The 23786-nt window shown below is 41.6% G+C and carries 27 protein-coding genes; 9 read left to right on the top strand and 18 right to left on the bottom strand.

Annotated elements, in window-relative coordinates; genetic code table 11:
* Positions 1–15: 15 nt before the first annotated feature.
* From M5V91_RS04330 to M5V91_RS04275, 12 genes are all read right to left on the bottom strand, one after another.
* A complete protein-coding gene (locus M5V91_RS04330) occupies positions 16–909 on the bottom strand; it encodes a class I SAM-dependent methyltransferase (RefSeq protein ID WP_251175283.1) in 894 nt (297 codons plus the stop codon).
* A gap of 408 nt (positions 910–1317) precedes the next feature.
* Positions 1318–1737, bottom strand: coding sequence for an arsenate reductase (thioredoxin) (arsC, locus tag M5V91_RS04325; RefSeq protein ID WP_251175282.1), 420 nt, complete (start codon positions 1735–1737; stop codon positions 1318–1320).
* Positions 1738–1765: 28 nt separating this feature from the next.
* Positions 1766–3061, bottom strand: a complete 1296-nt coding sequence (locus tag M5V91_RS04320) for an arsenic transporter (RefSeq protein ID WP_284521739.1) — start codon at positions 3059–3061, stop codon at positions 1766–1768.
* Between the two features lie 14 nt (positions 3062–3075).
* Positions 3076–3420: an ArsR/SmtB family transcription factor gene (locus M5V91_RS04315; protein WP_009333757.1), complete on the bottom strand. Its 345-nt coding sequence runs from the start codon at positions 3418–3420 to the stop codon at positions 3076–3078.
* A gap of 524 nt (positions 3421–3944) precedes the next feature.
* On the bottom strand, positions 3945–4442 hold the full coding sequence (locus tag M5V91_RS04310; RefSeq protein WP_009333756.1) for an arsinothricin resistance N-acetyltransferase ArsN1 family A: 498 nt from the start codon (positions 4440–4442) through the stop codon (positions 3945–3947).
* A 13-nt stretch (positions 4443–4455) separates the two neighbouring features.
* Complete coding sequence (locus tag M5V91_RS04305; RefSeq protein WP_009333755.1) at positions 4456–5706, bottom strand: MFS transporter; 1251 nt, start codon at positions 5704–5706, stop codon at positions 4456–4458.
* A 23-nt stretch (positions 5707–5729) separates the two neighbouring features.
* Entirely contained in the window at positions 5730–5939 is a 210-nt protein-coding gene (locus M5V91_RS04300; protein WP_034296789.1) for a hypothetical protein, read from the bottom strand.
* 39 nt (positions 5940–5978) lie between these two features.
* A complete protein-coding gene (locus M5V91_RS04295; protein WP_251175281.1) occupies positions 5979–7358 on the bottom strand; it encodes an FAD-dependent oxidoreductase in 1380 nt (459 codons plus the stop codon).
* A 72-nt stretch (positions 7359–7430) separates the two neighbouring features.
* Complete coding sequence (locus M5V91_RS04290; protein WP_009333752.1) at positions 7431–7880, bottom strand: MarR family winged helix-turn-helix transcriptional regulator; 450 nt, start codon at positions 7878–7880, stop codon at positions 7431–7433.
* A 120-nt stretch (positions 7881–8000) separates the two neighbouring features.
* Positions 8001–8315, bottom strand: coding sequence for a DMT family transporter (locus tag M5V91_RS04285; RefSeq protein WP_009333751.1), 315 nt, complete (start codon positions 8313–8315; stop codon positions 8001–8003).
* A complete protein-coding gene (locus M5V91_RS04280; RefSeq protein ID WP_009333750.1) occupies positions 8315–8650 on the bottom strand; it encodes a DMT family transporter in 336 nt (111 codons plus the stop codon). The genes M5V91_RS04285 and M5V91_RS04280 overlap by 1 nt, the downstream gene beginning before the upstream one ends.
* Positions 8651–8725: 75 nt before the next feature.
* Entirely contained in the window at positions 8726–9310 is a 585-nt protein-coding gene (locus tag M5V91_RS04275) for a TetR/AcrR family transcriptional regulator (RefSeq protein WP_251175280.1), read from the bottom strand.
* A gap of 192 nt (positions 9311–9502) precedes the next feature.
* Between M5V91_RS04275 and M5V91_RS04270 the strand changes: the two genes are divergently transcribed.
* Positions 9503–10237 carry an SDR family NAD(P)-dependent oxidoreductase gene (locus tag M5V91_RS04270; RefSeq protein ID WP_009333748.1) on the top strand — a complete coding sequence of 245 codons (735 nt, stop codon included), beginning with the start codon at positions 9503–9505 and terminating at the stop codon, positions 10235–10237.
* Between the two features lie 97 nt (positions 10238–10334).
* Here the strand turns inward: M5V91_RS04270 and M5V91_RS04265 are convergent, their stop codons facing one another.
* Positions 10335–11084, bottom strand: a complete 750-nt coding sequence (locus M5V91_RS04265; protein WP_251175279.1) for an SDR family NAD(P)-dependent oxidoreductase — start codon at positions 11082–11084, stop codon at positions 10335–10337.
* A gap of 75 nt (positions 11085–11159) precedes the next feature.
* Between M5V91_RS04265 and M5V91_RS04260 the strand changes: the two genes are divergently transcribed.
* The 5 genes from M5V91_RS04260 (at position 11160) to M5V91_RS04240 (ending at position 15332) form a co-directional block, all read left to right on the top strand.
* Positions 11160–11666 (top strand): PadR family transcriptional regulator, encoded by a 507-nt coding sequence (locus tag M5V91_RS04260; protein ID WP_019382358.1) that lies wholly within the window; start codon positions 11160–11162, stop codon positions 11664–11666.
* A gap of 244 nt (positions 11667–11910) precedes the next feature.
* Positions 11911–13101 carry a CynX/NimT family MFS transporter gene (locus tag M5V91_RS04255; RefSeq protein ID WP_071155768.1) on the top strand — a complete coding sequence of 397 codons (1191 nt, stop codon included), beginning with the start codon at positions 11911–11913 and terminating at the stop codon, positions 13099–13101.
* A 269-nt stretch (positions 13102–13370) separates the two neighbouring features.
* Entirely contained in the window at positions 13371–13880 is a 510-nt protein-coding gene (locus M5V91_RS04250; protein WP_192908854.1) for a COG4315 family predicted lipoprotein, read from the top strand.
* A 128-nt stretch (positions 13881–14008) separates the two neighbouring features.
* Positions 14009–14593 carry an RNA polymerase sigma factor gene (locus tag M5V91_RS04245; RefSeq protein ID WP_009333743.1) on the top strand — a complete coding sequence of 195 codons (585 nt, stop codon included), beginning with the start codon at positions 14009–14011 and terminating at the stop codon, positions 14591–14593.
* Complete coding sequence (locus tag M5V91_RS04240; protein ID WP_009333742.1) at positions 14583–15332, top strand: anti-sigma factor; 750 nt, start codon at positions 14583–14585, stop codon at positions 15330–15332. The genes M5V91_RS04245 and M5V91_RS04240 overlap by 11 nt, the downstream gene beginning before the upstream one ends.
* 49 nt (positions 15333–15381) lie before the next feature.
* Here M5V91_RS04240 and M5V91_RS04235 read toward each other — a convergent pair whose 3' ends face one another.
* The 3 genes from M5V91_RS04235 to pdxR all read right to left on the bottom strand — a co-directional run bounded on the left by M5V91_RS04235 (position 15382) and on the right by pdxR (position 18310).
* The gene (locus M5V91_RS04235) at positions 15382–15825 is read right to left on the bottom strand and encodes an outer membrane protein assembly factor BamD (protein WP_019382361.1); all 444 of its coding nucleotides are present in this window, start codon (positions 15823–15825) and stop codon (positions 15382–15384) included.
* 115 nt (positions 15826–15940) lie between these two features.
* Positions 15941–16735: an extracellular solute-binding protein gene (locus M5V91_RS04230; RefSeq protein ID WP_251267092.1), complete on the bottom strand. Its 795-nt coding sequence runs from the start codon at positions 16733–16735 to the stop codon at positions 15941–15943.
* A 183-nt stretch (positions 16736–16918) separates the two neighbouring features.
* The gene (gene pdxR / locus M5V91_RS04225) at positions 16919–18310 is read right to left on the bottom strand and encodes a MocR-like pyridoxine biosynthesis transcription factor PdxR (protein WP_009333739.1); all 1392 of its coding nucleotides are present in this window, start codon (positions 18308–18310) and stop codon (positions 16919–16921) included.
* A gap of 101 nt (positions 18311–18411) precedes the next feature.
* Here pdxR and M5V91_RS04220 point away from each other — a divergent pair, with 101 nt between their 5' ends.
* The 3 genes from M5V91_RS04220 to M5V91_RS04210 all read left to right on the top strand — a co-directional run bounded on the left by M5V91_RS04220 (position 18412) and on the right by M5V91_RS04210 (position 21444).
* Positions 18412–19341 carry a DMT family transporter gene (locus M5V91_RS04220; RefSeq protein ID WP_009333738.1) on the top strand — a complete coding sequence of 310 codons (930 nt, stop codon included), beginning with the start codon at positions 18412–18414 and terminating at the stop codon, positions 19339–19341.
* Between the two features lie 196 nt (positions 19342–19537).
* Positions 19538–20560, top strand: coding sequence for a YeiH family protein (locus M5V91_RS04215; RefSeq protein ID WP_284521738.1), 1023 nt, complete (start codon positions 19538–19540; stop codon positions 20558–20560).
* Positions 20557–21444, top strand: a complete 888-nt coding sequence (locus tag M5V91_RS04210; protein WP_009333736.1) for a selenium metabolism-associated LysR family transcriptional regulator — start codon at positions 20557–20559, stop codon at positions 21442–21444. The genes M5V91_RS04215 and M5V91_RS04210 overlap by 4 nt, the downstream gene beginning before the upstream one ends.
* A gap of 461 nt (positions 21445–21905) precedes the next feature.
* On the opposite strand, the gene M5V91_RS04205 is transcribed toward M5V91_RS04210, so the two are convergent.
* Positions 21906–22091: a hypothetical protein gene (locus M5V91_RS04205; RefSeq protein WP_284521737.1), complete on the bottom strand. Its 186-nt coding sequence runs from the start codon at positions 22089–22091 to the stop codon at positions 21906–21908.
* A gap of 67 nt (positions 22092–22158) precedes the next feature.
* Positions 22159–23646 (bottom strand): APC family permease, encoded by a 1488-nt coding sequence (locus tag M5V91_RS04200; protein ID WP_251267093.1) that lies wholly within the window; start codon positions 23644–23646, stop codon positions 22159–22161.
* Positions 23647–23786: the final 140 nt, after the last annotated feature.

The raw sequence follows: 23786 nt of genomic DNA, 5'->3' as shown, positions 1-23786 counted from the left end.
GGCTTTTTTAGTCAGCTATTCAGCTATAAAGCTATATACAGATAGAGGCTTAACTTCTGTTGATTCTGCTACCGTTTTCAGCATCGAAACCTCGGATTGCAGGAGATCTGTTAATTTCTCAGGCAAATTCTTTATCCCCTTTATTTCATCGTTAAAGTCCGTCAGCACCTTATCTATTTCCCAAAGGCCGTCCTGCAAATCAGGGGAATCTATGTTAGAATCTTTAATGATTCGCCATCCTGCTTGTTCCGCAATATCCCTCAAATCGCCAGGAGTCAGCAGGGTTCTCACATTAGAATCACTTTCTTGTTTAAAGGCTTCATATTGTGCCTGAATGAGGATCGATAATAAATGCGGATATTGTTCGATTGTGTTTATATCGGTGTTCCATTCTGCAAAACAAAGCTGCTTTCCCCATTTTTTTACCTTTTCGAGGATCCTTAAAAGCTCGGCAGAAGATTTCGTGTACCATGAACAGTGGGAGAATACGATATAATCATAGAAGTTTTCCTGAAATTCCACATTCTCAGCTAAAATATCTAAATTAAAATCTATTTTGATCTGCTTGCCGACTTTGGATTGGTTCAGGTATTCAGCCGATTCACCGAGTGAAACCGGACTCCCGTATTCAGGTGAAGCAGAATCAATCCCATGTACAAATCCCTTTTCACCAGCATAGGCAGCCAGCACCGCGGTTGTATCTCCCTGTCCGCATCCAATTTCAAGAATTTGGCTTTCAGCTTTTATACCCCAGAAATCCACAAGCTTTATGCGATGCCTCGTCTGAACCATCTGTACTTCATATGCCATTTTGCCCGCTGCCATGCAGTCAACAATAGCCTTTATTTCATTTTCATTCATGGGTTTATTTGTTCCTTCTTTTACTTCGATGCTATGACTATTCCGCAAGAATGTGCTAAATTCCTCCTGCAGCTTAGGTTTTTGATCCGATTTCACCTATCTCTTAAAGAAAATAAAAAAGGACCCTAAAGGTCCTATTTCTAACAGCATCTTCCCGTATTCCCGATCATCGAAATCCCGCTTCCGTTTCCGCTTCGCTCTAAAACAAGGTCTTCGGTGTTTGGTTCAATAATAGGGTCAATTGCTACTTTGATTTCATTGATTGTGACAATAATATCATCTGCTGCCGGCTCATCCAGAGCCAGTCCTATTCTTGGCTGTCCTCAGCCATAGCCATCAAAAAAGATGCGAATGCTGCTGGCATTTTGTTCTTCCAGCATTTTTCTTAATTCATCACGCGCATTGTCTGTGATTATCATGTTTGTTCCCTCCCTTGAATGTTTTTTAGTATATTATTTACTTTCCTGTTTCGGCAAATGTTTTAATGCGGCTGCCAATTTCATCACGGACACGCTGGAAAAAAGCCCATTTTTCTGCTTCTGTTCCTTCTGCTTTTGCAGGGTCATCAAATCCCCAGTGCTCCCGCTTCACATGAGGAGGTGTCATCGGGCATTTATCAGCTGCGTCTCCGCAAAGCGTTACAACCAAATCAGCATGATTCAGAATCTCAGGATCTATGATATCAGAAGTCTGATTGGAAATATCAATTCCTGCTTCTTTCATTGCTTTTATAGCGTTAGGATTCAAACCATGTGCTTCGATCCCCGCACTATAAACCTTCCATTCATCACCTAAATGCTGCTTGGCCCATCCTTCTGCCATCTGGCTGCGGCATGAGTTGCCTGTGCATAGGAAGTAGATTGTTTTTTTAGTCATGTTGAATTTCTCCTTTTAGGTAAGTTTTTTAAAGGATCTGCAGCCAAATATATAGACCGGCTAATGTTATAAATAATGTTGGAATGGTTAATACAATCCCTGTTTTAAAATACGTTCCCCATGAGATTTTTACTCCCTTCAGGGACAATACATGAAGCCATAGCAAGGTTGCCAGGGAACCAATCGGCGTGATTTTCGGGCCTAAGTCAGATCCAATCACGTTCGCATAAATAAGGGCTTCACGCATGATTCCGCTTGTATTCGTATCAGCAATGGCCAGGGCATCAATCATAACGGTTGGCATATTGTTCATGACAGATGAAAGGATGGCCGCAATGAATCCCATTCCGATCGTGGCTGCAAATAGTCCCTGGTCCGCTGTCATTTGAATTAAGTCTGCCAATACATTTGTAAGACCCGCATTTCTTAATCCGTAAACCACAACATACATGCCAATTGAAAAGAAAACGATCGCCCATGGAGCACCCTTGATGACAGTACGCGTATTCACAGCCGGGCTTCTTCGCGCCATAATCAGGAAGAAAATGGTTATAATGCCTGCAATGAATGAAACGGGGACACCAATCCATTCACTTGCAAAATAACCAATTAATAAGATGCCTAAAACAAGCCAGGACAATCGGAACATTTTGCTGTCCCGAACTGCTTCCGCCGGTTCCTTCAAATGAGATAAATCATAATTTTTTGGTATGCTTTTTCTAAAGTATAGGAATAAGACTAAAATGCTGGCTGCCAGCGAAAAGAAGTTCGGAATAATCATGCGGGACGCATATTCCACAAAGCCGATGCCAAAAAAGTCAGCTGAGACGATATTGACAAGGTTGCTGACAACCAATGGCAGGGACGTTGTATCCGCAATAAATCCGCTCGCAATGATAAACGGAAAAACCAATTTTTCTTCAAATTGAAGGTTCCGGACCATTGCGAGGACGATTGGCGTGAGAATGAGTGCCGCTCCATCATTCGCAAAGAATGCTGCGACAACCGCTCCCAAAATGGACACGTAAATGAACATCTTCACTCCGCTGCCCTTTGCCGCTCTCGCCATATGTAAAGCGGCCCACTCGAAAAACCCGATTTCATCTAAAATAAGAGATATAATGATGATGGCAATAAAAGTTAATGTCGCATTCCAGACAATTGAAGTAACATCTATAACATCATGGAAGTCAACCACACCGGCAATTAAGGCCAGGATGGCTCCACCGCATGCTGACCAGCCGATGGATAGCCCTTTTGGCTGCCAAATGACTAATATGAGGGTGACCAAGAAAATCACCGATGCTAAAATTATTTGAGTCAATGTGTTCTCCCCTCTTACTCACAGGAAATTCGCAAACCCTGTTCTTTCAATTTTTCTAATAAATAATCTTGGCTTGGAAGGTGATCGAGCACAGTCTGAACCAATGGGTAGTATTCACTATCCTGATTCAATGAATAAATAATCCACTGACCTCTTCTGGTTTCCCTTACCACTCCTGCATCTTTTAGTTTCCTGAGATGCTGGCTAATGGCCGGCTGGCTCATTTTAAAAATTTCCACAAACTCACACACACAGCATTCATGGTTATTTAAAAGTTTGACCATTGTGAGCCGTGTTTTATCGCCTAATAATTTTAAAATGGATGATGCTTTGTCGATTTCAACTGTGGACACTTCCATGATCTTTTCACCCCCGCTTTGCACATATTAATATATAATGATTTACTTATATAAGTAAATGCTTTTTTCTTATTTACAAAAACTTTACACATATAGTTTGCTTTTTTTACTTCAGCTCATTCATTTTGGTTTGCTGGTTTTGACAAATGAGCTTATTGGAACAGAGCCGTTTTTTTGTGCGGTTGCCTTACTTAAGGCTTTTTCGAACAAGGGGATTTTACTATGAAGAAACTGACTATAGATAGCACTCCGTTCCTTCGGACAGGCGAGGAAGAAATCTGAGAGATCATGTCTGAACCTTGTCCCAACTTCGGACTGATTAACAGGAATTCCGGCTGATTTTGTCCGAACCTTATCCAACTTCGGACCGATTAACAGGAAATCCGCGAAATCCTGTCCGAACCTTATCCAACTTCGGACAGATAAACAGGAAATCCGGGAAACCCTGTCTGAACCTCTTCCCCCTCCGAACTTTTAAGAAAAAGCCAACAAAAAAACGGCTAAACCAATAGCCGCACCTTTAATTAAAGCAGTTTTTCCATAGCCATCACATCGACAAACTCTCCATCCAAAACACCCTGGTTTTGAAATATGCCTACTTCACGATACCCCATTTTCTTGTACAGTCCCTGTCCAAGTCCATTAAATGGAAAAGTAAACAAGACCAGCTTATGAAACTTGTTTTCTCTTGCTTTCATTTCGAGAGCAGAAAGCAGCTTCCCGCCTGCTCCCTTGCCCCTGAATGCTCTGGAGATATAGACTGATAGATCTGCAACTCCATCATAAGCACAGCGGCTGCTATACGGATTCAAGGAAGCCCAGCCAATCACTTGATCCCCTTCTTCAGCGGCAAGCACACTATATCGGCCTTGATGCTGTTCAAACCAGTTTGTCATATAGGAAAGATCTTTTGCGTCTGTTTCCAATGTAGCGATGCGATCTTCTATTCCCTGATTATAAATCTCCAGAATATCCTCTAAATCTGTCTTTCTGGCTTCACGAATAACAGTTTCACTTATCATTTCTGGTCCCCCGCTAATAAGATTCATAGATCTCTTTTTTTATACATGTGTTTAACCTCTTTGCTAACAACATCCAAATCGCTGCTAAAATAATCAGTATGATCGAACCGCCCCAATATAAAAATGTAAAACCCGCCTCTAACTGTATTAATATGTAACTAAGCGCCGGGCCTAAAGCTGCCCCCATATCTTGAGAGATTGAGTATATCGTAAGGAAAGATACAATGTTTGCAGTCTTTGCTGTGTCCAGTGCAATCGTGTCCAGAATGGTAGATAAAATTGTAGCACCGGCCATTACTAAAAGAGTAACGGCTATCCACAGCTCTAATGGAAGTCTAATGGATACCATGCCAAAGACAACCCCTGCAAAAATCAGGGACACAATAAAAATCGGCAGCCTCCCACGCGCTCCATCAGACCAATGCCCCACTGTCCTTCCCAGAAAAGGTTCCCATGTCCACCTTACCGCTTGAATGATGCCTGATAATAATGTAACACTGACAACCACATTCCATATTGATATATTCTCTCCGTAAAAATGTTCAATCAAGGAACTAAGTGTGGATGTCACTATTCCTTGATATAACATGGCAATTAGAAAGCCTGAAACAATTATCGATGCTTTATATCCGGCCTTTCCAATGAAAGGCGTCTCTTTAGCCATTCTATCTTTCTTTTCAGGAGTTTTCACATCCTGATTTATTTTAGAAATCAGCATTAAAGGCAGCCCCAATAGGGACAAAAACCCAAATGCAATTGAAACCGTGCTCAAACCTATAACCGGAACGAACAAGCCCCCAATCAGCATTCCAACCAGGCTTCCAGTACGGTAAAGCCCGTTATATAACCCCATGGAACTTCCCCGCTTATTGTTATCCGCATATACGGCAACAGCTGATAATCCGCCTATTCGAAAAAATGACCAGGCAATCCCCCATAATGCACGGAGGATCACCCATGCCGCAAATCCTTCGAAAACACCATAACAAATCGTTGTGAATCCGCCTAACAGAACAGCAACGATCAGGCCAGCCTTTAATGAAATATGTTTATATATCCAGCCTGCAATTGGATTAAAAGGCAATCGTATGAAACGGTTTATGGATAGGAGCACACCCACTTGCCAAATTGAATCAAGGCCTGCAGTTTCCCAATAGACAGGCAAGGCAATATAAAGCATGGAATCTCCTAATAGACTTAAAGCTGTGACGACGGCGACTATTATAATAGGCTTTGAAGATAATTGATCTTTAATAGTCACCATGATTCATCCTCTCCGGAGTTTTCTTAATCATTGGGATGTTTCATTAAATCCCGATAAGCCAAAAGAAATTGTGTATACGTTTCCTGCCCCATTTCACTTTCGCGCAATCGAAACAGCCTTTCAAAGGTTCTATCTTTGGCTTCCTCAACAGAACATCCAAATGCATTCATGAGTAATTTCATATATGAAATAAAATATTCTTTTTTGAGCGATCCAGCATGATTGATGGTCATTGGCATCACCTTTATTAGGGAACTAATTCTCCCCTTTATTTAATTGCAGCAAGTAGAAGCAGGTTCATCACAGGAACTTTTTAGATTAACGCTGCAAACACCCGTTTCCGGCAAATCGAGTTCCACTTTTTCTGCAGCGGCGAAATCACCGCTTAGATAAGCTGCCACTGACCTAACCTGCTCATAGCCTGTCGCCATCAAGAAGGTTGGAGCACGGCCATAGCTTTTTGAACCCACGATATAAAAATTCTTCTCAGGCTGTCTTAACTCCTTTTCTCCATGGGGGCGAACTGTACCGCAGCTATGAATATTAGGATCAATTAATGGTGCCAAAGCTTCTACACTTTCAGTTGCAGAATCTATAGAAGTACGGAGTTCGTTTATCATTGCAAAATCCGGACGGCTTCCTGTATTGACAATCATTTCATCGATTCCTTCCAGGCTGCCCGGCTTGCCGTTTTGGCTGCCTATTAACTCGATTCCCGTTTCTGACTTTTTGACCAGCTGGATGCGAAATGGAGTAATGGCCTCCACTTGGCCGTTATCAACCAATTGGCGGATTCTGCTTCCGAGGCGGCCGCGTGCTTCAAGTGCATCTTTTTCTTCTCCTCCGTAGGAATCCTCAACCTGATTCCTTCTCATAATCCATAGAATCTCTGTTTCAGGATAGGTCTCTTTCAATTCGGCTAAATCCAGCAAGGCATTAATGGCTGAATGGCCACCCCCGACAACTGCTATCCGTTTATTCCTATAGCGCTGCTGCTCACTCCCTAATATATCGGGTATTCCATAATATATTTTCTCCTTCAGCTGCTGTTCTTCTGCCAGCCAAATTCCGCTTGACGAAGCTGGATTAGGATTTCCCCAGGTGCCTGCAGCATCTATTACTGCTTTTGATTCGTATGTTTTGTACTCTCCATTCTCCTCAGCATGGATAACAAAGGGAATATTTTCCCGGTTTGCGGTTTTCATTTTATCGGTGTCTTTTCTGCCAACTGACAAAACTTTCGTATTTAGGTGAATGAAAGGCTTTATTTCAGGTAACCTGGACAGCGGCTTGAGATAGTGTTCAACAAGCTCTTCCCCTGTAGGCAAAGCTTCCAGCTGCGGCTGTACCCAGCCATTGGCGCTTAATAACCTGACAGCCGCTTTATCAATATTGTACCGCCATGGTGAGAATAACCGAATATGACCCCAGCTTTTAATATTGGCTCCTGCTTGCTTCCCTGACTCCAGCAAAATAAATGATTGCCCCCTGCTTGCCAGATGTGCAGCTGCTGCCAGCCCAACCGGCCCCGCGCCAATTATAGCCACAGGCAACTCTCTTCCATCATCCCTATTTAGCGACGCCTTTTCTGATACATCTTTCTTAGACGTGCAGCACCCTTTGACAACAAAAAGATCATTCTGATTCGTCATGCTCTCTCCTCTTTCTCCAAATTAGGATTGATTGCTTTTACTTGCAATATACAAGTATTATACCCAGGGGATTCACCCCTGTATTGGCTTACAGCATGCACTGGACTTTGCCATTGCATTATTTAACAAATGAATCGAGCGGATGACTGTTTCTTTTTCAAACTCATTCATTTGTGAAAAAACCTCATGTAAAAATGAATTCATCTGCTGATCTATTGAACCTGCAATATATTTGCCTTCTGCAGTCAGCGAAAGAATACTGATTCTCTTATCAGCAGGATCCGGTGTTTTCTTAACTAAGTTCATCTTGACTAAAGATTGAACCTGCCTGCTGAAAGTAGTAATATCCGTCCCTAACGTATCTGCAATCTGCTGCATGGAGGGGTTATGCTGATTGTCAATCTCATAAAGAATATGGCTTTGAATGAGGGAAATATCGCAACCGCCGACATTGCAGCAATTTTTATTGAGTAAGCCAAAACGGCGCGTCATTACTTGAAACAAACTGCGAAGATTTTCCATTATTTTCACCTCTTGGTTACAGTATAGTTCTTTTAGTTGTATTTTGCAACTAATTTCTTTTTCAAAAAACAGACCATCACTTTTAAGGTCTGCTTCTGATATTAATAGCCTAAGGAGTTCTTAAGATGTCATCCCCAGTCCAATAACACCAACTAAGATGAATGCCAGGGATAAATATTGCTTATAACCAAATTTTTCTTTAAACCAAAACAAACCAGCCAGCGTAATGCCAATGCTCCCCACTCCTGTCCAAATAGCATAGGCCACACCGGCTGGAATCCTTTGCATGGCCATAGATAAACAGAAGAAAGAGAAAATAAAACCAACTGCCATTATAACGATCGGCCATTTCTTTCTCGTTCCATCCATGTATTTCATGGCAATTGTAGCGACCACTTCTTCTATGCCCGCCAGAATCAATAATCCCCAAGCCATTATAATTCACCTCTCACTTCAGTGTTTTCCTGTTTCGTAAAAGTCTTCATGCCAATGATCCCTGCCAATAATATCACCAGAAAAAATACTTGAGTTACCGAAAAAGGCTCCCCCATGATCACACCTAAAATATAAGTGCCTACAGTTCCAATCCCGACAAATACGGTATAAGCTGCCGCAACAGGAATTACTTTATATGAGCGAATCAATAGTATAAAGCTTGCTGCTATCAGTACAGTGGTAATCGTCCATTCCAGAAATGAATCTGCATATTTTAAACCTGAAGCCCACATCACTTCAAGGATGCCGGCTGTAAATACTAACATCCATTTCATTTGCTCTCAACTCCTTATGAATGACAGTCAGTCATTTTTATTTAAAGAAAAATTATTGGAAGCAGTCCAATAATTTTAGTCCGTGATTAATGATTTCCTGATAAATTTAAAAAGCTCTTCCTTATAAACAGTCAGGGACTCATCCCGCTCGCGGCCAATATAATATCTTTCAGCAGCATTTTCGATAAGGTTAATGATGGTCCTTGAGGTCCACTTCACATTAATGTCTGGTAAAATTTCTTCTTTTTGAACCGCCTTGCTGATTTCAACCTCAAGCCATTCGTAATATGGCCGGTATACCTCTTCCCATTTTTCCAGGGAATGGTTGACAGCAAGCCCTGAGTATACAAGTACGATGATATCTTTATGTTCATCTGTAACCTTAAAGGTCTCATCAATGACGGCATCTAAAGTGCTCCAGAAGCTTTCTGCTCCCTGCACCTTCCTCTTCATCCGATCCAGTATTTTGGTGAGAAGTGAATTGGCGATCGCAGGAACCAAATCACTTTTTGAAGAAAAATATAAATAGAACGTTCCCTGAGCAATGCCTGCTTTCTTAACGATCTCTGATACCGAGGATTTTTCAAGGCCTTTTTCAGAAATAACCTCAATAGAAGCGTTCAGTATTCTACTGTATTTATCATCCGGCCGATCCTGCATGTATATATCCTCCTTGTTCAAAGTGACTGACTGTCATTCATTATACCAATCCTTTCCCTTTCTATCAAGAATAATGAAATGTCCCTTAAAACTTGTTATTTTCCCAGAACTAATTACTTTGCGCAAAGTATATTTTCGATTATACTTAATTTGCAAACGCATTTTAAAAAGATACATCAAGGGGGAATTGTAATGGGTAAATTTGATAATAAAATTGTATTGGTTACTGGCGGAGCATCTGGAATGGGAAAACGAATGACTGAGCTTTTAGTCGAAGAAGGCGCTTATGTTATTGCAGCGGACATTAATAAAGAGCTCTTGAACGCTGTCAGCCAAAATGTTTCAGTGGAAGGCAAATTGCTGAATGTCATGTCAGAGGATGATTGGAAAAAGGCAGTGGAAGAAATCGTTGCCGATCATGGAAGAATCGATGTTCTTATTAATAATGCCGGCATTTCAAGCGAGAAGCATATGGATGATGTGACCATTGAAGATTGGGATCTTATGATGCGCATAAATGGTTTCGGGCCATTTGCAGGAATGAAGCATGTATTGCCGCAGATGGTCAAACAGCAAAGCGGTGCAGTTGTGAATATTTCAAGCTACACAGCCATGGTGGGGATGGGGACAAACACGTACACTGCTTCAAAAGGTGCTGTCAGAGCCATCTCCAGAGCGGCAAGCACACAGTATGGCCGTTTCGGTATCAGGGTTAACGCCGTCTTCCCTGGCGTCATTAAAACGCCAATGACAGAAAACCTGTCAGAATCCAGTGAAGTGCTGCAAAGATTAATTCAGGCCACTCCGCTCCAAAGACTTGGTGAAGCGGATGACGTGGCACGCGCTGTATTGTTCCTTGCTTCAGATGATTCTTCATATATTACAGGAGCAGAATTAGTTATTGACGGCGGCTTTTCTGCACAATAGAAAAGCGGAAGGGTCTTTAAGCCAGACAATTAACTAACTTCAGAGCAGGTAAGCCTATCTCAAACAAAGAAACTGTCCAAGGAGACAGTTTCTTTGTTTATGTTAACTTTTGCGTTCCGCCGTCTACCATTATTGTCTGTCCGGTAATATAAGAGCTGCTTTCGCTGCTTAAGAATACAGCCGCTTCCCCAATATCCTTTTCCGGATCCCCCATGCGGCCAAGCGGAATTCCATTGAGTACCTGCTCATATTGATCAGGGAAGTTCTCGCTCCAATTTTTCACGCCTTCAGTATAAGCGATTGGTGAGATTAAATTCACATTAATCTGATCCTTAGCCCACTCATTTGCAACGGTTCGCGTCAAACCGCGAATCGCTTCTTTTGCAGATCCATAGGAAGCCTGGTTAACCTGGCCCGAAATACCGGCACCTGAAGCAAAGTTAATCACGAATCCTTTATTTTTCTTAAGCTGTTCGTATGAGGCTTGCATTAAATGGACAGTAGGGTAAAATCCTGAATTAAAGGATAATTCAAAGTCTTCCAGTGTTGTATTCACAAATGGCATCTGTCTGGAAACATGCGCGTTGTTGACAAGGATATCCAATTTTCCATACTGTGAGATAGTCTCCTGCACAAGCTCTACGGCATTTTCCTTCCGGGATATGTCTTTTTCAATAAAAAGAATCGATCCAAACTGGCGTAATTGCTTTACAGCCGCTTCTCCGGCTTCCCGGTTGATATCTGCAATCACAACGTTAGCGCCATGTTTCAGCATGGCAGTAGCTATTCCCTTGCCAATTCCGCCGGCACCGCCTGTAATTAATGCAACTTTGTCCTTTAGATTCATATGATCTCCTCCTCACCTTTATTATAAATCATTCATTACTTTGTACAAAGTAATAATTTAAAAGGAGCTGCTATTATGTCCATGCAAATCGTGATTCTCGGTCTTTTAAAAGAGAAAGAATATCATCCATATGAAATGAAAAAAGTTATTTTAGAACACAAATGGGATCAGCTATTCCCCGTTACGGACGGCAATTTATATCATGCCATCCGCAAACTAGAAAAACATAAGTGGATCCAGGCGGAAAAGCGGGAACAGGTGAATAACCGGCCAAACCGCACTGTCTATCAAATTACTGAAGAAGGAAAAAATCAGCTTTCAGAAGAGATCATTGAGGTGTTTAAAAAACGGATGCCTGAACCTCGTTCCCTTTATCCAGCCCTATTATTTATCGAATCACCCGAAGTCCCTGCAGCAGCAGAGCATATTAAATCCTGGATCTCCGATCTGAAGACAGAAAGTGAAGTGAAGCATGATTACCAAGACGTCATTCCGAACCTGATCCAGGAGCATTATAAAGGGTTAAATGAGTTTTATATGAATTGGCTTTCTAAAATTCTTGATGCATTAGAATCAGTATAAAAATAGAAGTAAGGGGTACCTCCCCTTGCTTTTTATATATCCGGCTGTTTCCTCAGATTTATCCCCATCTAATAAACTGTAAAAATATTGCCATTTTGCTTAAAAGCTATGTACTTTTAGCTCAAAAGCAATTATACTATTCTGAATATTGTCTTTTCGTTACGCGAAGGATTTTCGAAATACCTTTAAGGAGTGTCTTTAGTTGAGAAGTTCAGCAAAATTTGATTCAAAAACCTTTTTCCTGATGGCCGGCATTATTTTTGTTGCTTTTAATTTACGCCCTGCGATTACATCAGTTGGGCCATTGATCGGAGCAATCCGGGATGAAACGGGAATTTCCAATGGTGCAGCAGGCCTTCTGACTACCCTTCCGCTCGTTGCCTTCGCCCTGCTCTCTCCTTTTGTTCCGAGGATTGCCCAAAAGCTTGGAAGTGAATGGAGCATTCTATTGGGTTTGACTATTTTGGGATCCGGCATTGCTGCACGTTCTGTAGGGATGCTTCCGCCTCTGTACATAGGAACTATTTTAATAGGTTTAGGCGTAGGTCTTTGCAATGTGCTTCTTCCTGGAATGGTCAAGGAAAAGTTTCCGCAGAAGGTTGGCCTGCTTACAGGCATTTATACATTTTCAATGGGGATTTGTGCAGGGCTTGCGCCAGGATTCAGTATCCCGATTGCAGAAGATCTTGGCCTGGGATGGAGGCTTTCACTTGGTGTATGGACCATCTTAATCCTTATCGCCATTATTGTCTGGCTTCCTCAGATCAGATTGCGAAAGAAAAAAACGGAAGCACCTAAAGGTTCTGCACCAAAGGGTTCTATCTGGTCCTCACCCATCGCCTGGCAGGTCACACTGTTTATGGGATTGCAATCAATGGTCTATTTCAGCACCACCACCTGGCTCCCCGAAATTCTTCATAGCCAGGGGCGGGAAATCGCTGCTGCTGGATGGATGGTAACAGTTTTCCAGTTTTCAGGACTCCCTGTTAATTTTATTATTCCGGTTCTTGCCGATCGGCTGCCTAACCAAAAGGGGATTGCTCTTGGCATCGGCATTTTCACTTTTGCCGGCATAACGGGACTCCTGATGAATATCAATGCCATCATCTCTAACATCAGTATTGTTCTCCTCGGGATTGGTCTTGGGGCTGCAATCAGTCATTCCTTAACCCTGATCGGCCTTCGTGCTGAAAATGCCAAACAGGCAGCCAGTCTTTCAGGAATGGCACAATCGGTCGGCTACCTGCTTGCCGCGGCAGGACCGATACTCATCGGCTCACTGTATGACCTGTTTCACTCCTGGACCGTTCCACTTATCTTCCTTATGGCCATTACTGCCATCTTTACTATTTCCGGAATTGGGGCAGGGCGTAATCAATTTGTTTTGCAGGATAAGCACAATAAACAGGATAAAACTGCTTCAACTATTGCATAATGCAAAAAAACAGCAGCCGGTTCACATAAGACCGGCTGCTGTTTCATTAGTATTATTTCCCCTGACTCATCAGCGCACTCAAATCAGGCTAGTCAGATTAGAAAGTTATATACAAATATAAAATTGTTAAATTTATCAATGCCACAATACGCGTTGTTGATTCCGCCCTGTCTTAAGGAATCTTAAAAAATTTTAAATTTGTTTAAAACCGTTTACCCCTCCCCTGCGTTACCTGTATTTGATAAGAAAAAATAACGGAGGGATTAAACATGAAAACAAAAGTTTATTTTTGGACAATTCTTTTAGCTTGCATACTTTTTGCAGGATGCAGCTCTCAGGAAAAACCAGAAAGCACAGGTACAAAAGAACAAGCACAAGAAACAACAACAGCGGTTAACAACGAGTCAGAAAAAGATCTTGCAGAATCGGATGCGAAACTTCAACTGATGGAAAACAAAAAAATTGGTAAATATCTTACAGATGCTAAAGGTATGGCACTTTACTTCTTTGCAAAAGATCAGCCAAATACATCAAATTGCAGTGGAGATTGCCTTGAAAACTGGCCTGCTTTCTACTCTGAAGATTTTGCCGTTCCGGAAGGATTTAATAAAGAAGACTTCGGAACGATTACTCGCGCTGACACTGGTGAGAAACAAACGACCTACAAGGGCTATCCGCTTTACTACTTCGTAAAGGACGGAGCATCTGGTGATGTAAAGGGACAAGGCGTCAAAGATGTTTGGTTTATTGTTAACAGCGAAACATCATTTGCACAATAATGGATACTGCCGAAGGAACTGCCTGGTTTATCGGCAGTTCTTTTTTCCTCCCCTATCAAATTTTCCCGTCAATCTATGTTAACATCTATACTAAATAATTTCGTTTAACAAGGGAGCGATTTCCGTCAATGAAGTCTAAGTCAGATGAAGAACTAATAGAATTAATTGTTCAAAATCATCGGCCAGCACTTGAAGAGCTATATGACCGATATGTAAAGCTTATTTATAGCTTCTCCATAAAAATAACCAAAGGCGATACGGAAAAAACGAAAGAAATTGTTCAGCAGGTGTTCCTTCGGCTTTGGACGACAAAAAGCACCTATAATGCATCCCAAGGACAGTTTGTGAACTGGCTTCTCACCATAACTCGAAACATTTCCATAGATCTCATCCGTAAAGAACAAAAATATAAAGGAACGGTCCAATTGGAGCTTGAGGACTGGCAGCAAATGCAAGGTCTACCAGCTGATGATGTACAGCAGCAAGTTACCAGAAATCAGCTAAAACAGCAGATTCAAGAAGCAAAACGACATCTCTCTGAACCTCAGCAGCGCCTGATCAACTTATTATATTGGGAAGGGTACTCCTTAAGTGAAATTGCAGAACTTGAACAAAAGCCGCTGGGTACGATTAAAAGCCGCCTGCATCAGGCCTTAAAGAAACTGCGGAATAATTTCAGCGGGAAAATAGGAGGTGTTCGGCATGGAGAATAAATGTGATAATTTATCTTTATATATTATAAATGAACTTAATAACCAAGATAAAAAACAGTTCGAAGACCATCTGCTAAAATGCGCAAAATGCCAGCAGGAACTGAAATCTATACAAGAAACATGGCAAATGCTTTCTTATGATGTAGAAGAAACAGAGGTACCGGAATCATTGAAGTCACAAGTGATGGATTTTGTCTTTGAAGAAAATAAATTTCTTAAACACGAAGAAAAAATAGAAGCCGAACCGATTAGCTTTAAAGAACGAATTTTATCAGTTACCAAAAGGCATTTCTCACCCCTATCCACTGCTGTAACAGCTATTTTAATCATTTGTTTAATTGGGTTTTATTGGAACAGCCTTCAATTGAAAGATACTATTAAGTCATTAGAGAATAAAGCTGCTGATCCGACACAAATTGTTACGACTTATTCCTTAACAGGGCAAAGCTTAGCTGCTTCTGCAACCGGCAGCGCATACCTTCTTCAGGAAGGTACGGAAACAAGTCTTGTCATTGCCTTGAATAATATGCCTATTACGAAGGGTAATGAGGTTTACCAAGTATGGCTGTTAAAAAACGGAAACCGGCAAAGTGCTGGCACTTTGATACCTGATCAAAACGGCAGCGGACTTATCACCTACCGCCTGCCTCCAGAATATTCGTTTGAAGATATTGGGATTACATTGGAACCTAATCCGTTTAACACTCAGCCGCAAGGACAAAAAGTGCTGGGAACCTAATATAATGAAATAAACCTGCCCAATAAAATTTAGGGCAGGTTTAAACTCATTATTTTTCAGCTAATTTCTCATTAAATGACTCTAATTTTTCCTTTGTTTCGGTAACCAGATCTTTCATTTTTGCTGAGTCACCCTGATCTTTCTGAGATTCACTAATTAGCGGATATAAGCTCTTTTCAATACTTTCGTAGTCTTCTGGAAAATTCTCCTCCACTTTCTTCTCAATCTCATCCCAGTTTTCCTCAAGGTCTTTGCCCTTTTTTTGTATCAGTTCCGAGTTTTCCGCCTTATTTTCCAAATTAGCTTGTAAATCATCCAGAACCGCCATTACCTCATCACTGCCATTTAAAAGCTCATCAGCCATTTGTCCGTCTGCGTTGTTTGCTTTTTCGCTGTTTGCATTTTCCTGCTTCTCATTCTCTCCATTGGAACTGCAGCCCGCTGCCAATATAATAATCACCAAAATGGATATAAATGAAAGTATTTTTTTCATTTGATCCCTCCTCGCCCATTTCATTCCCTCTTGTATTCATATCAAACTTGATAAGAGGTCACAGCCTGTTGTTTTTCGATAGAAAAATAGGCATGTTTAATAGCAGCTTACTCACTTAGTTCCATCCCCATTTTTGAAAAATCTTATGGGCTGATTCCGTTTGTAGATACTCTATGAATTTTTTAGCCTCTTTTTTATGCTGCGAAGCTTTGGCAATAGCAATAGGTGTTCCTCTGTAAATCTTTTCATCTTCCGGCATTTGGATTAATTCTGTTTCCTCTTTCAAGCGATAATGCCAGGACTCATATGTGATCCATGCATCCAGCTTTGAATTAGTCTTCCAAAGATCAATGGCTTCAGCACTGGTTTTGACTGAAATATCCATGTTTTGATTTAAACCAGCGATCAGGCCCTTTCTTCCTGCCAGGTCTTCCCAAAGACCAAGCTGGCCTGCACCGTTAACATCCACTATTTTAACTCCTGGCTTTGTTAAATCCTCTAGGGATTCTATTTTTTTGGGGTTTCCTTTTCTTACCAGAATGCCAGCAGCACGAGTATACAGCTCTGTTCGTGATTTTTCGTCTATCATTCCAGGGTGGTTAAAAACAAAGCTTTGCATCATATACTCTGAACCTCCGTAAATCAGGTCAGCATCCTCCTTTGCCTGCTGAATCCAATTGGATTCCGGTCCAGCCGTTACGTTCACCCTGATACCTGTTTCAGCTGAAAACTTTTCTGCAGTCTCCTTTATCGGGCCCAAAGGACCACCTGGACCATAAACTTGAACAGCTTCAGTCTGTGCGGCTTCAACTGAAGAATTTGCCGGCTCTGCGGAATTCGAAAATGCCGTAAAACCCGCTGCACCTGCCATAACAAATAGACAAACCATCAGGAAAGAAAACTTTTTCATTCAAGAAAACCTCCATCTAATTTTTCAGGCTAAGCCTGTTATAAATGGAAACGTACTGAATGGACAAACAGTTCGCTTTACTTGGTAAAATGAGCATTAATAACTACTTTAAAAATCCTGCAACTGTTCTCCACATTATGGGTTTTGATAATCTACGAATGCTAAATCACCATTTTTCAGGTTTTACAATTCAAACCATGCCCTGGCCAATACCCTTATAGCTTCAAATAACTCTTCTTCAGATAGTAAGGCAAAACCAAGCAATACAGTGTGACCGTCATTTTCTCCAAATTGAGATACAGGATAAATTTTTATTCCTGCCTCTAAGGCTTTCCTGATCAGCTGTTGTTCATTCATTTCATTATTCGGCCGAAGTAATATGTGCAAACCTGAGTCCTGTCCGATTACTTCAGAACCTGGTGGAAAATACTTCGATATGGCAGCAATTAGGATATCTCTTTTCTTTCGATAAACGACCCTCATTTTCTGGATATGCTTATCCCAGTAGTCCTCCTGAAGAAATTTTATTAAAATCTCCTGATCTGTCCGGGAAACAGTTTGCGCATAAAAGAAATAATCTTCCTGATAAATCTTCAGCAAAGGTCTTGGAAGGACCATATAACTAATCCTTAGAGAGGGAAGCAGGGCTTTCGAGAATGTGCCCATATAAATTACTTTTTCATCCTTATCCAATCCCTGCAGGGCAGGAATCGGCTTGCCCGTGTAGCGGAATTCACTGTCATAGTCATCTTCAATGATATAACGTCCAGGTTTTTCCTTTGCCCATTTTAAAAGCTGCATCCTTCTGGCAATAGGCATAATCATTCCGCAAGGGAATTGGTGAGATGGAGTGACAAAGACGATGTTTGCTCCTGACTTTTTCAGCTTTGATAAAACAAGTCCATCTTGATCGAGAGGAATGTCCCTCACATTGTCCATACCTTTTTCAAAGATGATGAGCTTGCGGTGATATCCCGGATTTTCAACAGCAAAAGTACTTCCATCCAGCAGCTGTAATAACGTTTTCATTAAATATTGTGTTCCAGATCCAAGAATGATTTGGCTTGGGGAACAATTTACACCCCTGGATTTATAGAGATACTTCGCGATCTGGTTCCGCAGCTCCTGCTCGCCTTGAGGATGGCCAAGCATTAGAACCTCGCCATTATCCCTTGTCAGGACTTGATTTGTTAATTTCCGGAACACAGAAAATGGGAACGTCCTGATATCCACCCCGGAATGAGTAAAATGATACATGAACTTACCCTCTATATGCTGCTTTTCTTCAGCGAGAGGCTCTTCATTTTCTGAAGCAAAATGATATTGTTCAACTTCACACACAAAATATCCTTTGCGTGCCTTCGATTCGATGTATCCTTCAGCCATAAGCTGTTCATATGCAGATTCAATTGTATTCTCACTAACCTGAAGATAACGGGCAAATTTCCTTTTGGATGGGAGCTTTGCATTTACCGCCAGATTGCCTGTCTTAATTTCGTTTTTAATATATTTATATAATTGCACATATAGTGGCTCACCGCTTGTAAAGTTTAGATTTGGCGTTAACTCGGACATTAATCTGGCCCCCTTCTATAATAAAAATCTGACCCTTCTAACAACACCAGTTATTATCTATAATACATGATAATTACATATATAGTAAGGAGACATACAACATGAGCAATTCACGCAGGCTGGGACTGGCCATGATTATAAGCGGTGCTTCTTTGTGGGGATTATCTGGTCCAATGCTCCAGTGGTTTTTTCAGGAGACCCACTTATCATCAAGCGATTATTTAGTTATCAGATTGATTGCGGCAGGCATTTTCACGCTCATTTTCTTATCATGCCGAAAAGTAAATGTATTTGCGATATGGAAACATCCCCGCCACTGGATACAGCTACTTCTTTTTGCTGTTTTGGGGATGCTTGGAGGGCAATATGCTTTTATTGAAACCATTCAGGTGAGCAATGCCGTTACAGCCACCCTGTTTCAATTTGCTGGTCCGGTGCTGATCACGATTTATGTGGCAATCGAGTCCAGAAGATGGCCATCCAAGACCCATTTGCTGGCCATTGTCACCGCTTTATCAGGAATTTTTCTGCTTATTACCAATGGATCTCTGGACCAAATTCTCTTGACAGATAAGGCTTTATGGATCGGATTTTTAACTGCGCTGGGATTTGCCTTTTATACATTGCAGCCTGTTTCCCTCATTAAGACCTGGGGAACGATGACAATCATAGGCTGGGGAATGCTGCTTGGCGGAATCGTCCTATATTTACTGATGCCATCATTCAGCTTTGCCAGCATGGCAGTTGCCCTTAATATTGGTACATTATCTATGTTAATTGCCATTATTGTGATCAGCACCCTCTCCTTTTTGTTCTATATAGGAAGTCTGAAGTATCTTTCCCCCACAGAAACCAGTCTTTTATCCAGTATTGAGCCGCTTGTGGCAGCTTTGATATCCTTCCTGTGGCTAAAAGAAACCTTCGGAAGCTATCAACTGCTCGGCGGTGTTTTCATCATTGCTGGAGTACTTTTCCTATCAATGAAAGAAAAAGAAGAGGAAGTCATGATTTTGCAGCAAAAAGGGGCTTAAGCCATACCATTTTGAATCATTAAGAAATCCAATAAGCCTTATTAAACAATCGGTGAAGCGGTTTTCCTTTCCTATGATACGGTTAAGGTATCAAATGAACGAAAGGGGAACTTTCTGTGGAAGCACAAAAAATTCAAGAATATGTAATAGAAGAACCTAAAAAAAACAAAAGGCTATCGGGTTTGCGAAAGGATTATTGCTGACCCTCATCCTTGCGGTTCTGGCTGGCCAAATTGCCAATCTTCCCTTTTTCTCCATTCTCGGAATCATGATCCTCTCCATTCTGATGGGAGGCATTTGGGGAAATACGCTATCTGTACCTGCGGACGCTCATTCAGGTATTCAGTTTTCAAGCAAGGTACTGCTTCGTGCAGGGATTATTTTACTGGGCTTTAGGCTGAATTTGCAGGAAATTATATCAGCAGGTTTTTCAATCATGATCATCGATGTTGTGGTCATCGTCTTTACCATGAGTTTCATCCTGCTTTTGGGCAAAGCGTTCAGAATCAATAAGAAATTGTCAGCTTTGCTTGCTGCAGGCACTGCTATTTGCGGAGCGGCAGCCATTATTGCGATTGCGCCTATTGTCAAAAGCAAGGAAGAGCAAACCGCAGTTGCAGTTTCATGCATAGCAGTTTTAGGGACCATAGGGGCCATTTTGTATATTGTTTTATTTCCCTTGCTGCCTATTAGCGAGCAGGAATATGGTGTATTAGCCGGCGCAACACTGCACGAACTTGCCCATGTAGTGGCGGCTGGTGTTCCAGGCGGAGATGCCAGCAGTGACTCTGCCATACTGGTTAAACTCGGAAGAGTATTATTGCTGATACCAGTTGCCCTTATTATCAGTTTTGTTTACAGCAGAAAAAACAGCGGTAAAAGCCGGAATATAGGGAAGCTGCCAATTCCATGGTTTATTTTTGGATTTCTGCTTACCAGCCTGATCAATACTCTTTTCTCCATCCCCGGAAGTATCGTCAGCATCTTCTTATTGCTTAGCACCTACCTCCTCGCAATGGGAATGGCAGGGCTTGGGCTTAATATTAAATGGAAAGACTTCGTGAAAGTAGGCTTTAAACCAGTGGCTGTTGCCATAGCAGGCTTTCTGGGTCTTCTTGCCATAACCCCTCTGCTGCTCCTGCTATATAAAATTTTTAAATGTCCCTCTATCGATTACAATAGAGAGGGAAGTTACAGGATTGAAGGAGAATATTTATGAACCTCGACTATTTGAAAGTATTTTATGTCACTGCAAATAATAAGAGTTTTTCTCAGACTGCCAAAGATCTTCACCTCTCTCAATCAAGTGTCAGCCTTCAAATCAAACAACTTGAAGAACAGTGGGATTGTCAGCTCTTTGAACGGACAACCAAAAAAATCTCGCTGACTCCTGCAGGCGAAATCCTTTATCATAAAGTCAAAAAGCTGATAGCTTTAATGAATGAAACTGAAAATGAACTTGAAGAACTAAAGGGAAGTGTACATGGGGACTTAAAGGTCGGAGCCAGCTTAACCATCGGGGAGCATGTCCTCCCCTTTTTATTAGCCGACTTTTCGAGTCTTTATCCAAAAGTCAGCCTGCATTTAAATGTATACAACTCCAGGCATATCGTTGAGAAGCTGTTAAATCATGAAATCAATTTAGGATTCATTGAATCCATGCTCTCCTACCCAGCCTTAAAACAAGTTCCATTTGCCAAAGATGAGTTGATTATCATAGCCTCTCCTGAAAATAAATTCATTAAGACGGACAATATAACCATCGAGGAGCTGCTCTCAGTTCCTATTATTATCCGTGAAAAAGGATCAGGAACAAGGCAAGTGATGGAGGATTCCTTTAGAAGATGCCATGTAGATGCATCCAAATTGAATGTCATTATGGAACTGAAACACACCGAAGCCATAAAATCCTGTGTAGAAGCAGGATTAGGAATTTCCATCATCTCAAAATCTGCTGTAAAAAAAGAACTTCGGCTCGGTACTTTAAAGCAATTAAATATAGACGGAATTACAATGCAGCGGGACTTTTACATGATCTATCATGAGGAAGCCCTGAAACATACCAGCAGGAAGCTGATGGAATTTATATCATCAAGACAATAAAGACATTGGCAGGATTATAGTAGAGCTGCAGGCTGGGTAGTTAAGTTTTTGTGATTAAACTTTATAAATAACAATTTGCCCCAATCACTTATTGATTGGGGCTATACTTATTCCTGTATGAACTTGTTCTTTCTTCGGACACAAACAGATTATTTCCGGTTCTTCCTGTCTGAACTCGCCCCGTCTTCGGACACAAACAGGTTATTTCTCGTTCTCCCTGTCTGAACATGCCCCGTCTTCGGACACAAACAGGCTATTTCCGGTTCTCCTTGTCTGAACCTGCCTCTTCTTCGGACACAAACAGGTTATTTCTCGTTCTTCCTGTCTGAACCTGCCCCGTCTTCGGACACAAACAGGCTATTTCTCGTTCTTCCTGTCTGAACCTGCCCCTTCTTCGGACACAAACAGGCTATTTCTCGTTCTTCCTGTCTGAACCTGCCCCTTCTTCGGACACAAACAGGCTATTTCTCGTTCTTCCTGTCTGAACCTGCCCCGTCTTCGGACACAAACAGGCTATTTCTCGTTCTTCCTGTCTGAACCTGCCCCTTCTTCGGACACAAACAGGCTATTTTCGGTCTCTCCTGTCTTAATCCGCCCGTCTTCGCACTAGAATTGGAAGCCAGCTCTATTTTTGCCCAAAGCTTCATCCCCCGTTAATTAACAGACCAATTTACGCAGTTTAATAGATTTATCAGCGGCTGACCCCTTAAGCACTTAAGCATCTATTTTGATACTAACCTGGGTATCAGTGTCAGTCTTATCCTCCTTCCCAATTTTCTCTGTACTCCCTAAAATATAATAATCAAGTGTACTTTTAGGTATTTGCTTATATTCTTTCCTTTTATATAGATAGAAAGCTAATCCTAATACTGTCCAAACCAGTAAGGCGATCAGTGAAGGTGCTCCAAGTGCTGATGGAGACCCAGGAATGAGCAGCAATCCAAGAAATGAAAGACCGCTTAGTGCACCTATCAGAGCAACCAGTTTTTTGCCGGGTGAGACCATTTTTCCATCGGCTGCTTCTGTCCAGCTGAATAGCTTATAGGCTGTGAAACAAGTATAAAAGTAGGCAATGGTTACTCCTGTTGCTGACATGTCAACAATCCATAATAGGACGGGACGCCCAAACCATGGGGCAAACAGACACACGGCACATGTGAACAGAACTCCTGCATATGGGGTGCCATGCTTCGGATGAAGCCTGGAAAATACTTTAGGAACTACTTTAGCTCTCCCCATCGCAAACAATAAACGGCTGGAAGATACATAGAATCCGTTAAGCCCTGTGAATACACCCATACAAAGGGAGATTGCGAGCAGAAGTACTCCGAAGGCACCTAAAGTATCAGAGATGACATCACCTGTCCCCCAAATCGGCTTTCCGGCAACAAGGTTTTGCCATGGCATTGCCACTGCTGTTGCAATAATCATAAAGGAGTATAAGATACAGGCTACAATTAACGAATATATGATAAGCATGAATGCCTTCTTAGGAGGAAAATTAAACTCTTCAGCCGCCTGAGGAATGTTATCAAAACCAACGTATGCCCATGGAGCAATAGCGATGATTGCAATGATTCCAGTAAGGGCAGGAATCTCGGGCTTAAAAAAAGGCTGAAGATTTGACAGATCTGAAGATGGACTTAATAACATACTTAAAGTAAGCAGAAACACACCGGCAACAAGGATAATACAGAATATATATTGGAGTTTACCAGATATGGAAGCACCCTTTATATTAAAATAGGCAAAGATCAGGAGTGCTGCTGTCGCTATTGCTACTTCACCCAGATAAACCTGCCAGCCGCCTATTTCATATAACAAACCGATATTTGTAAGCGAGGGAAGCATAAACTTTCCGAGCAAGGCCAATGCAGATGCATTCAGGGCGACAATACAAATATAGCCAAGAGTCAGAAACCATCCGCAAATAAAAGCATGATTCCTCCCAAACCCGATATATGCATAAGCAAATTCTCCGCCGGAAACAGGATACTTTTCAATTAAAACCCCATAACTGACAGCAATCACCATCATTAATAAAGCACCAATGGTTAACCCGATCACCGCACCGATCGGCCCTGCTTTCCCCATCCATTCAGTTGGCAGAATAAATGCTCCCCATCCAATGGCAGAACCAAGCGCGATAGCCCACACCCATTGCGGCTTAAACGTTTTTTCCAGCTGTACCCTTTCTTCCATGTTTTCCCCTCCATTATTAAGGCTTCTCTCAAATCTATTAAGGACTGCTTAATCTTGTTGAGCTAATGCCTCATCCTTAAACGGAGCAAAAGCTGACCCCCGGCTTTTGCTTCAGTATTAAGGAGTTTTTCAATAGTGGT

Origin of the sequence: Cytobacillus pseudoceanisediminis (assembly GCF_023516215.1) — a bacterium.
Lineage (GTDB): Bacteria > Bacillota > Bacilli > Bacillales > Cytobacillaceae > Cytobacillus > Cytobacillus pseudoceanisediminis.
The sequence above is the reverse complement of the archived record's forward strand: the minus strand, read 5'-3'. Positions and strand labels throughout refer to the sequence as shown.

Excerpts from the sequence above, each read along its gene's own strand:
- M5V91_RS04270 (WP_009333748.1), top strand. The coding sequence starts at position 9,503 with ATGGGTAAATTTGATAATAAAATTGTATTGGTTACTGGCGGAGCATCT.
- M5V91_RS04300 (WP_034296789.1), bottom strand. The coding sequence starts at position 5,939 with ATGACCATCAATCATGCTGGATCGCTCAAAAAAGAATATTTTATTTCA.
- M5V91_RS04310 (WP_009333756.1), bottom strand. The coding sequence starts at position 4,442 with ATGATAAGTGAAACTGTTATTCGTGAAGCCAGAAAGACAGATTTAGAG.
- M5V91_RS04205 (WP_284521737.1), bottom strand. The coding sequence starts at position 22,091 with ATGAAGCTTTGGGCAAAAATAGAGCTGGCTTCCAATTCTAGTGCGAAG.
- M5V91_RS04260 (WP_019382358.1), top strand. The coding sequence starts at position 11,160 with ATGTCCATGCAAATCGTGATTCTCGGTCTTTTAAAAGAGAAAGAATAT.
- M5V91_RS04305 (WP_009333755.1), bottom strand. The coding sequence starts at position 5,706 with ATGGTGACTATTAAAGATCAATTATCTTCAAAGCCTATTATAATAGTC.
- arsC (WP_251175282.1), bottom strand. The coding sequence starts at position 1,737 with ATGACTAAAAAAACAATCTACTTCCTATGCACAGGCAACTCATGCCGC.
- M5V91_RS04275 (WP_251175280.1), bottom strand. The coding sequence starts at position 9,310 with ATGCAGGATCGGCCGGATGATAAATACAGTAGAATACTGAACGCTTCT.
- M5V91_RS04295 (WP_251175281.1), bottom strand. The coding sequence starts at position 7,358 with ATGACGAATCAGAATGATCTTTTTGTTGTCAAAGGGTGCTGCACGTCT.
- M5V91_RS04240 (WP_009333742.1), top strand. The coding sequence starts at position 14,583 with ATGGAGAATAAATGTGATAATTTATCTTTATATATTATAAATGAACTT.
- M5V91_RS04245 (WP_009333743.1), top strand. The coding sequence starts at position 14,009 with ATGAAGTCTAAGTCAGATGAAGAACTAATAGAATTAATTGTTCAAAAT.
- M5V91_RS04285 (WP_009333751.1), bottom strand. The coding sequence starts at position 8,315 with ATGGCTTGGGGATTATTGATTCTGGCGGGCATAGAAGAAGTGGTCGCT.
- pdxR (WP_009333739.1), bottom strand. The coding sequence starts at position 18,310 with ATGTCCGAGTTAACGCCAAATCTAAACTTTACAAGCGGTGAGCCACTA.
- M5V91_RS04250 (WP_192908854.1), top strand. The coding sequence starts at position 13,371 with ATGAAAACAAAAGTTTATTTTTGGACAATTCTTTTAGCTTGCATACTT.
- M5V91_RS04280 (WP_009333750.1), bottom strand. The coding sequence starts at position 8,650 with ATGAAATGGATGTTAGTATTTACAGCCGGCATCCTTGAAGTGATGTGG.
- M5V91_RS04290 (WP_009333752.1), bottom strand. The coding sequence starts at position 7,880 with ATGGAAAATCTTCGCAGTTTGTTTCAAGTAATGACGCGCCGTTTTGGC.
- M5V91_RS04230 (WP_251267092.1), bottom strand. The coding sequence starts at position 16,735 with ATGAAAAAGTTTTCTTTCCTGATGGTTTGTCTATTTGTTATGGCAGGT.
- M5V91_RS04210 (WP_009333736.1), top strand. The coding sequence starts at position 20,557 with ATGAACCTCGACTATTTGAAAGTATTTTATGTCACTGCAAATAATAAG.
- M5V91_RS04265 (WP_251175279.1), bottom strand. The coding sequence starts at position 11,084 with ATGAATCTAAAGGACAAAGTTGCATTAATTACAGGCGGTGCCGGCGGA.
- M5V91_RS04220 (WP_009333738.1), top strand. The coding sequence starts at position 18,412 with ATGAGCAATTCACGCAGGCTGGGACTGGCCATGATTATAAGCGGTGCT.
- M5V91_RS04315 (WP_009333757.1), bottom strand. The coding sequence starts at position 3,420 with ATGGAAGTGTCCACAGTTGAAATCGACAAAGCATCATCCATTTTAAAA.
- M5V91_RS04255 (WP_071155768.1), top strand. The coding sequence starts at position 11,911 with ATGGCCGGCATTATTTTTGTTGCTTTTAATTTACGCCCTGCGATTACA.
- M5V91_RS04200 (WP_251267093.1), bottom strand. The coding sequence starts at position 23,646 with ATGGAAGAAAGGGTACAGCTGGAAAAAACGTTTAAGCCGCAATGGGTG.
- M5V91_RS04235 (WP_019382361.1), bottom strand. The coding sequence starts at position 15,825 with ATGAAAAAAATACTTTCATTTATATCCATTTTGGTGATTATTATATTG.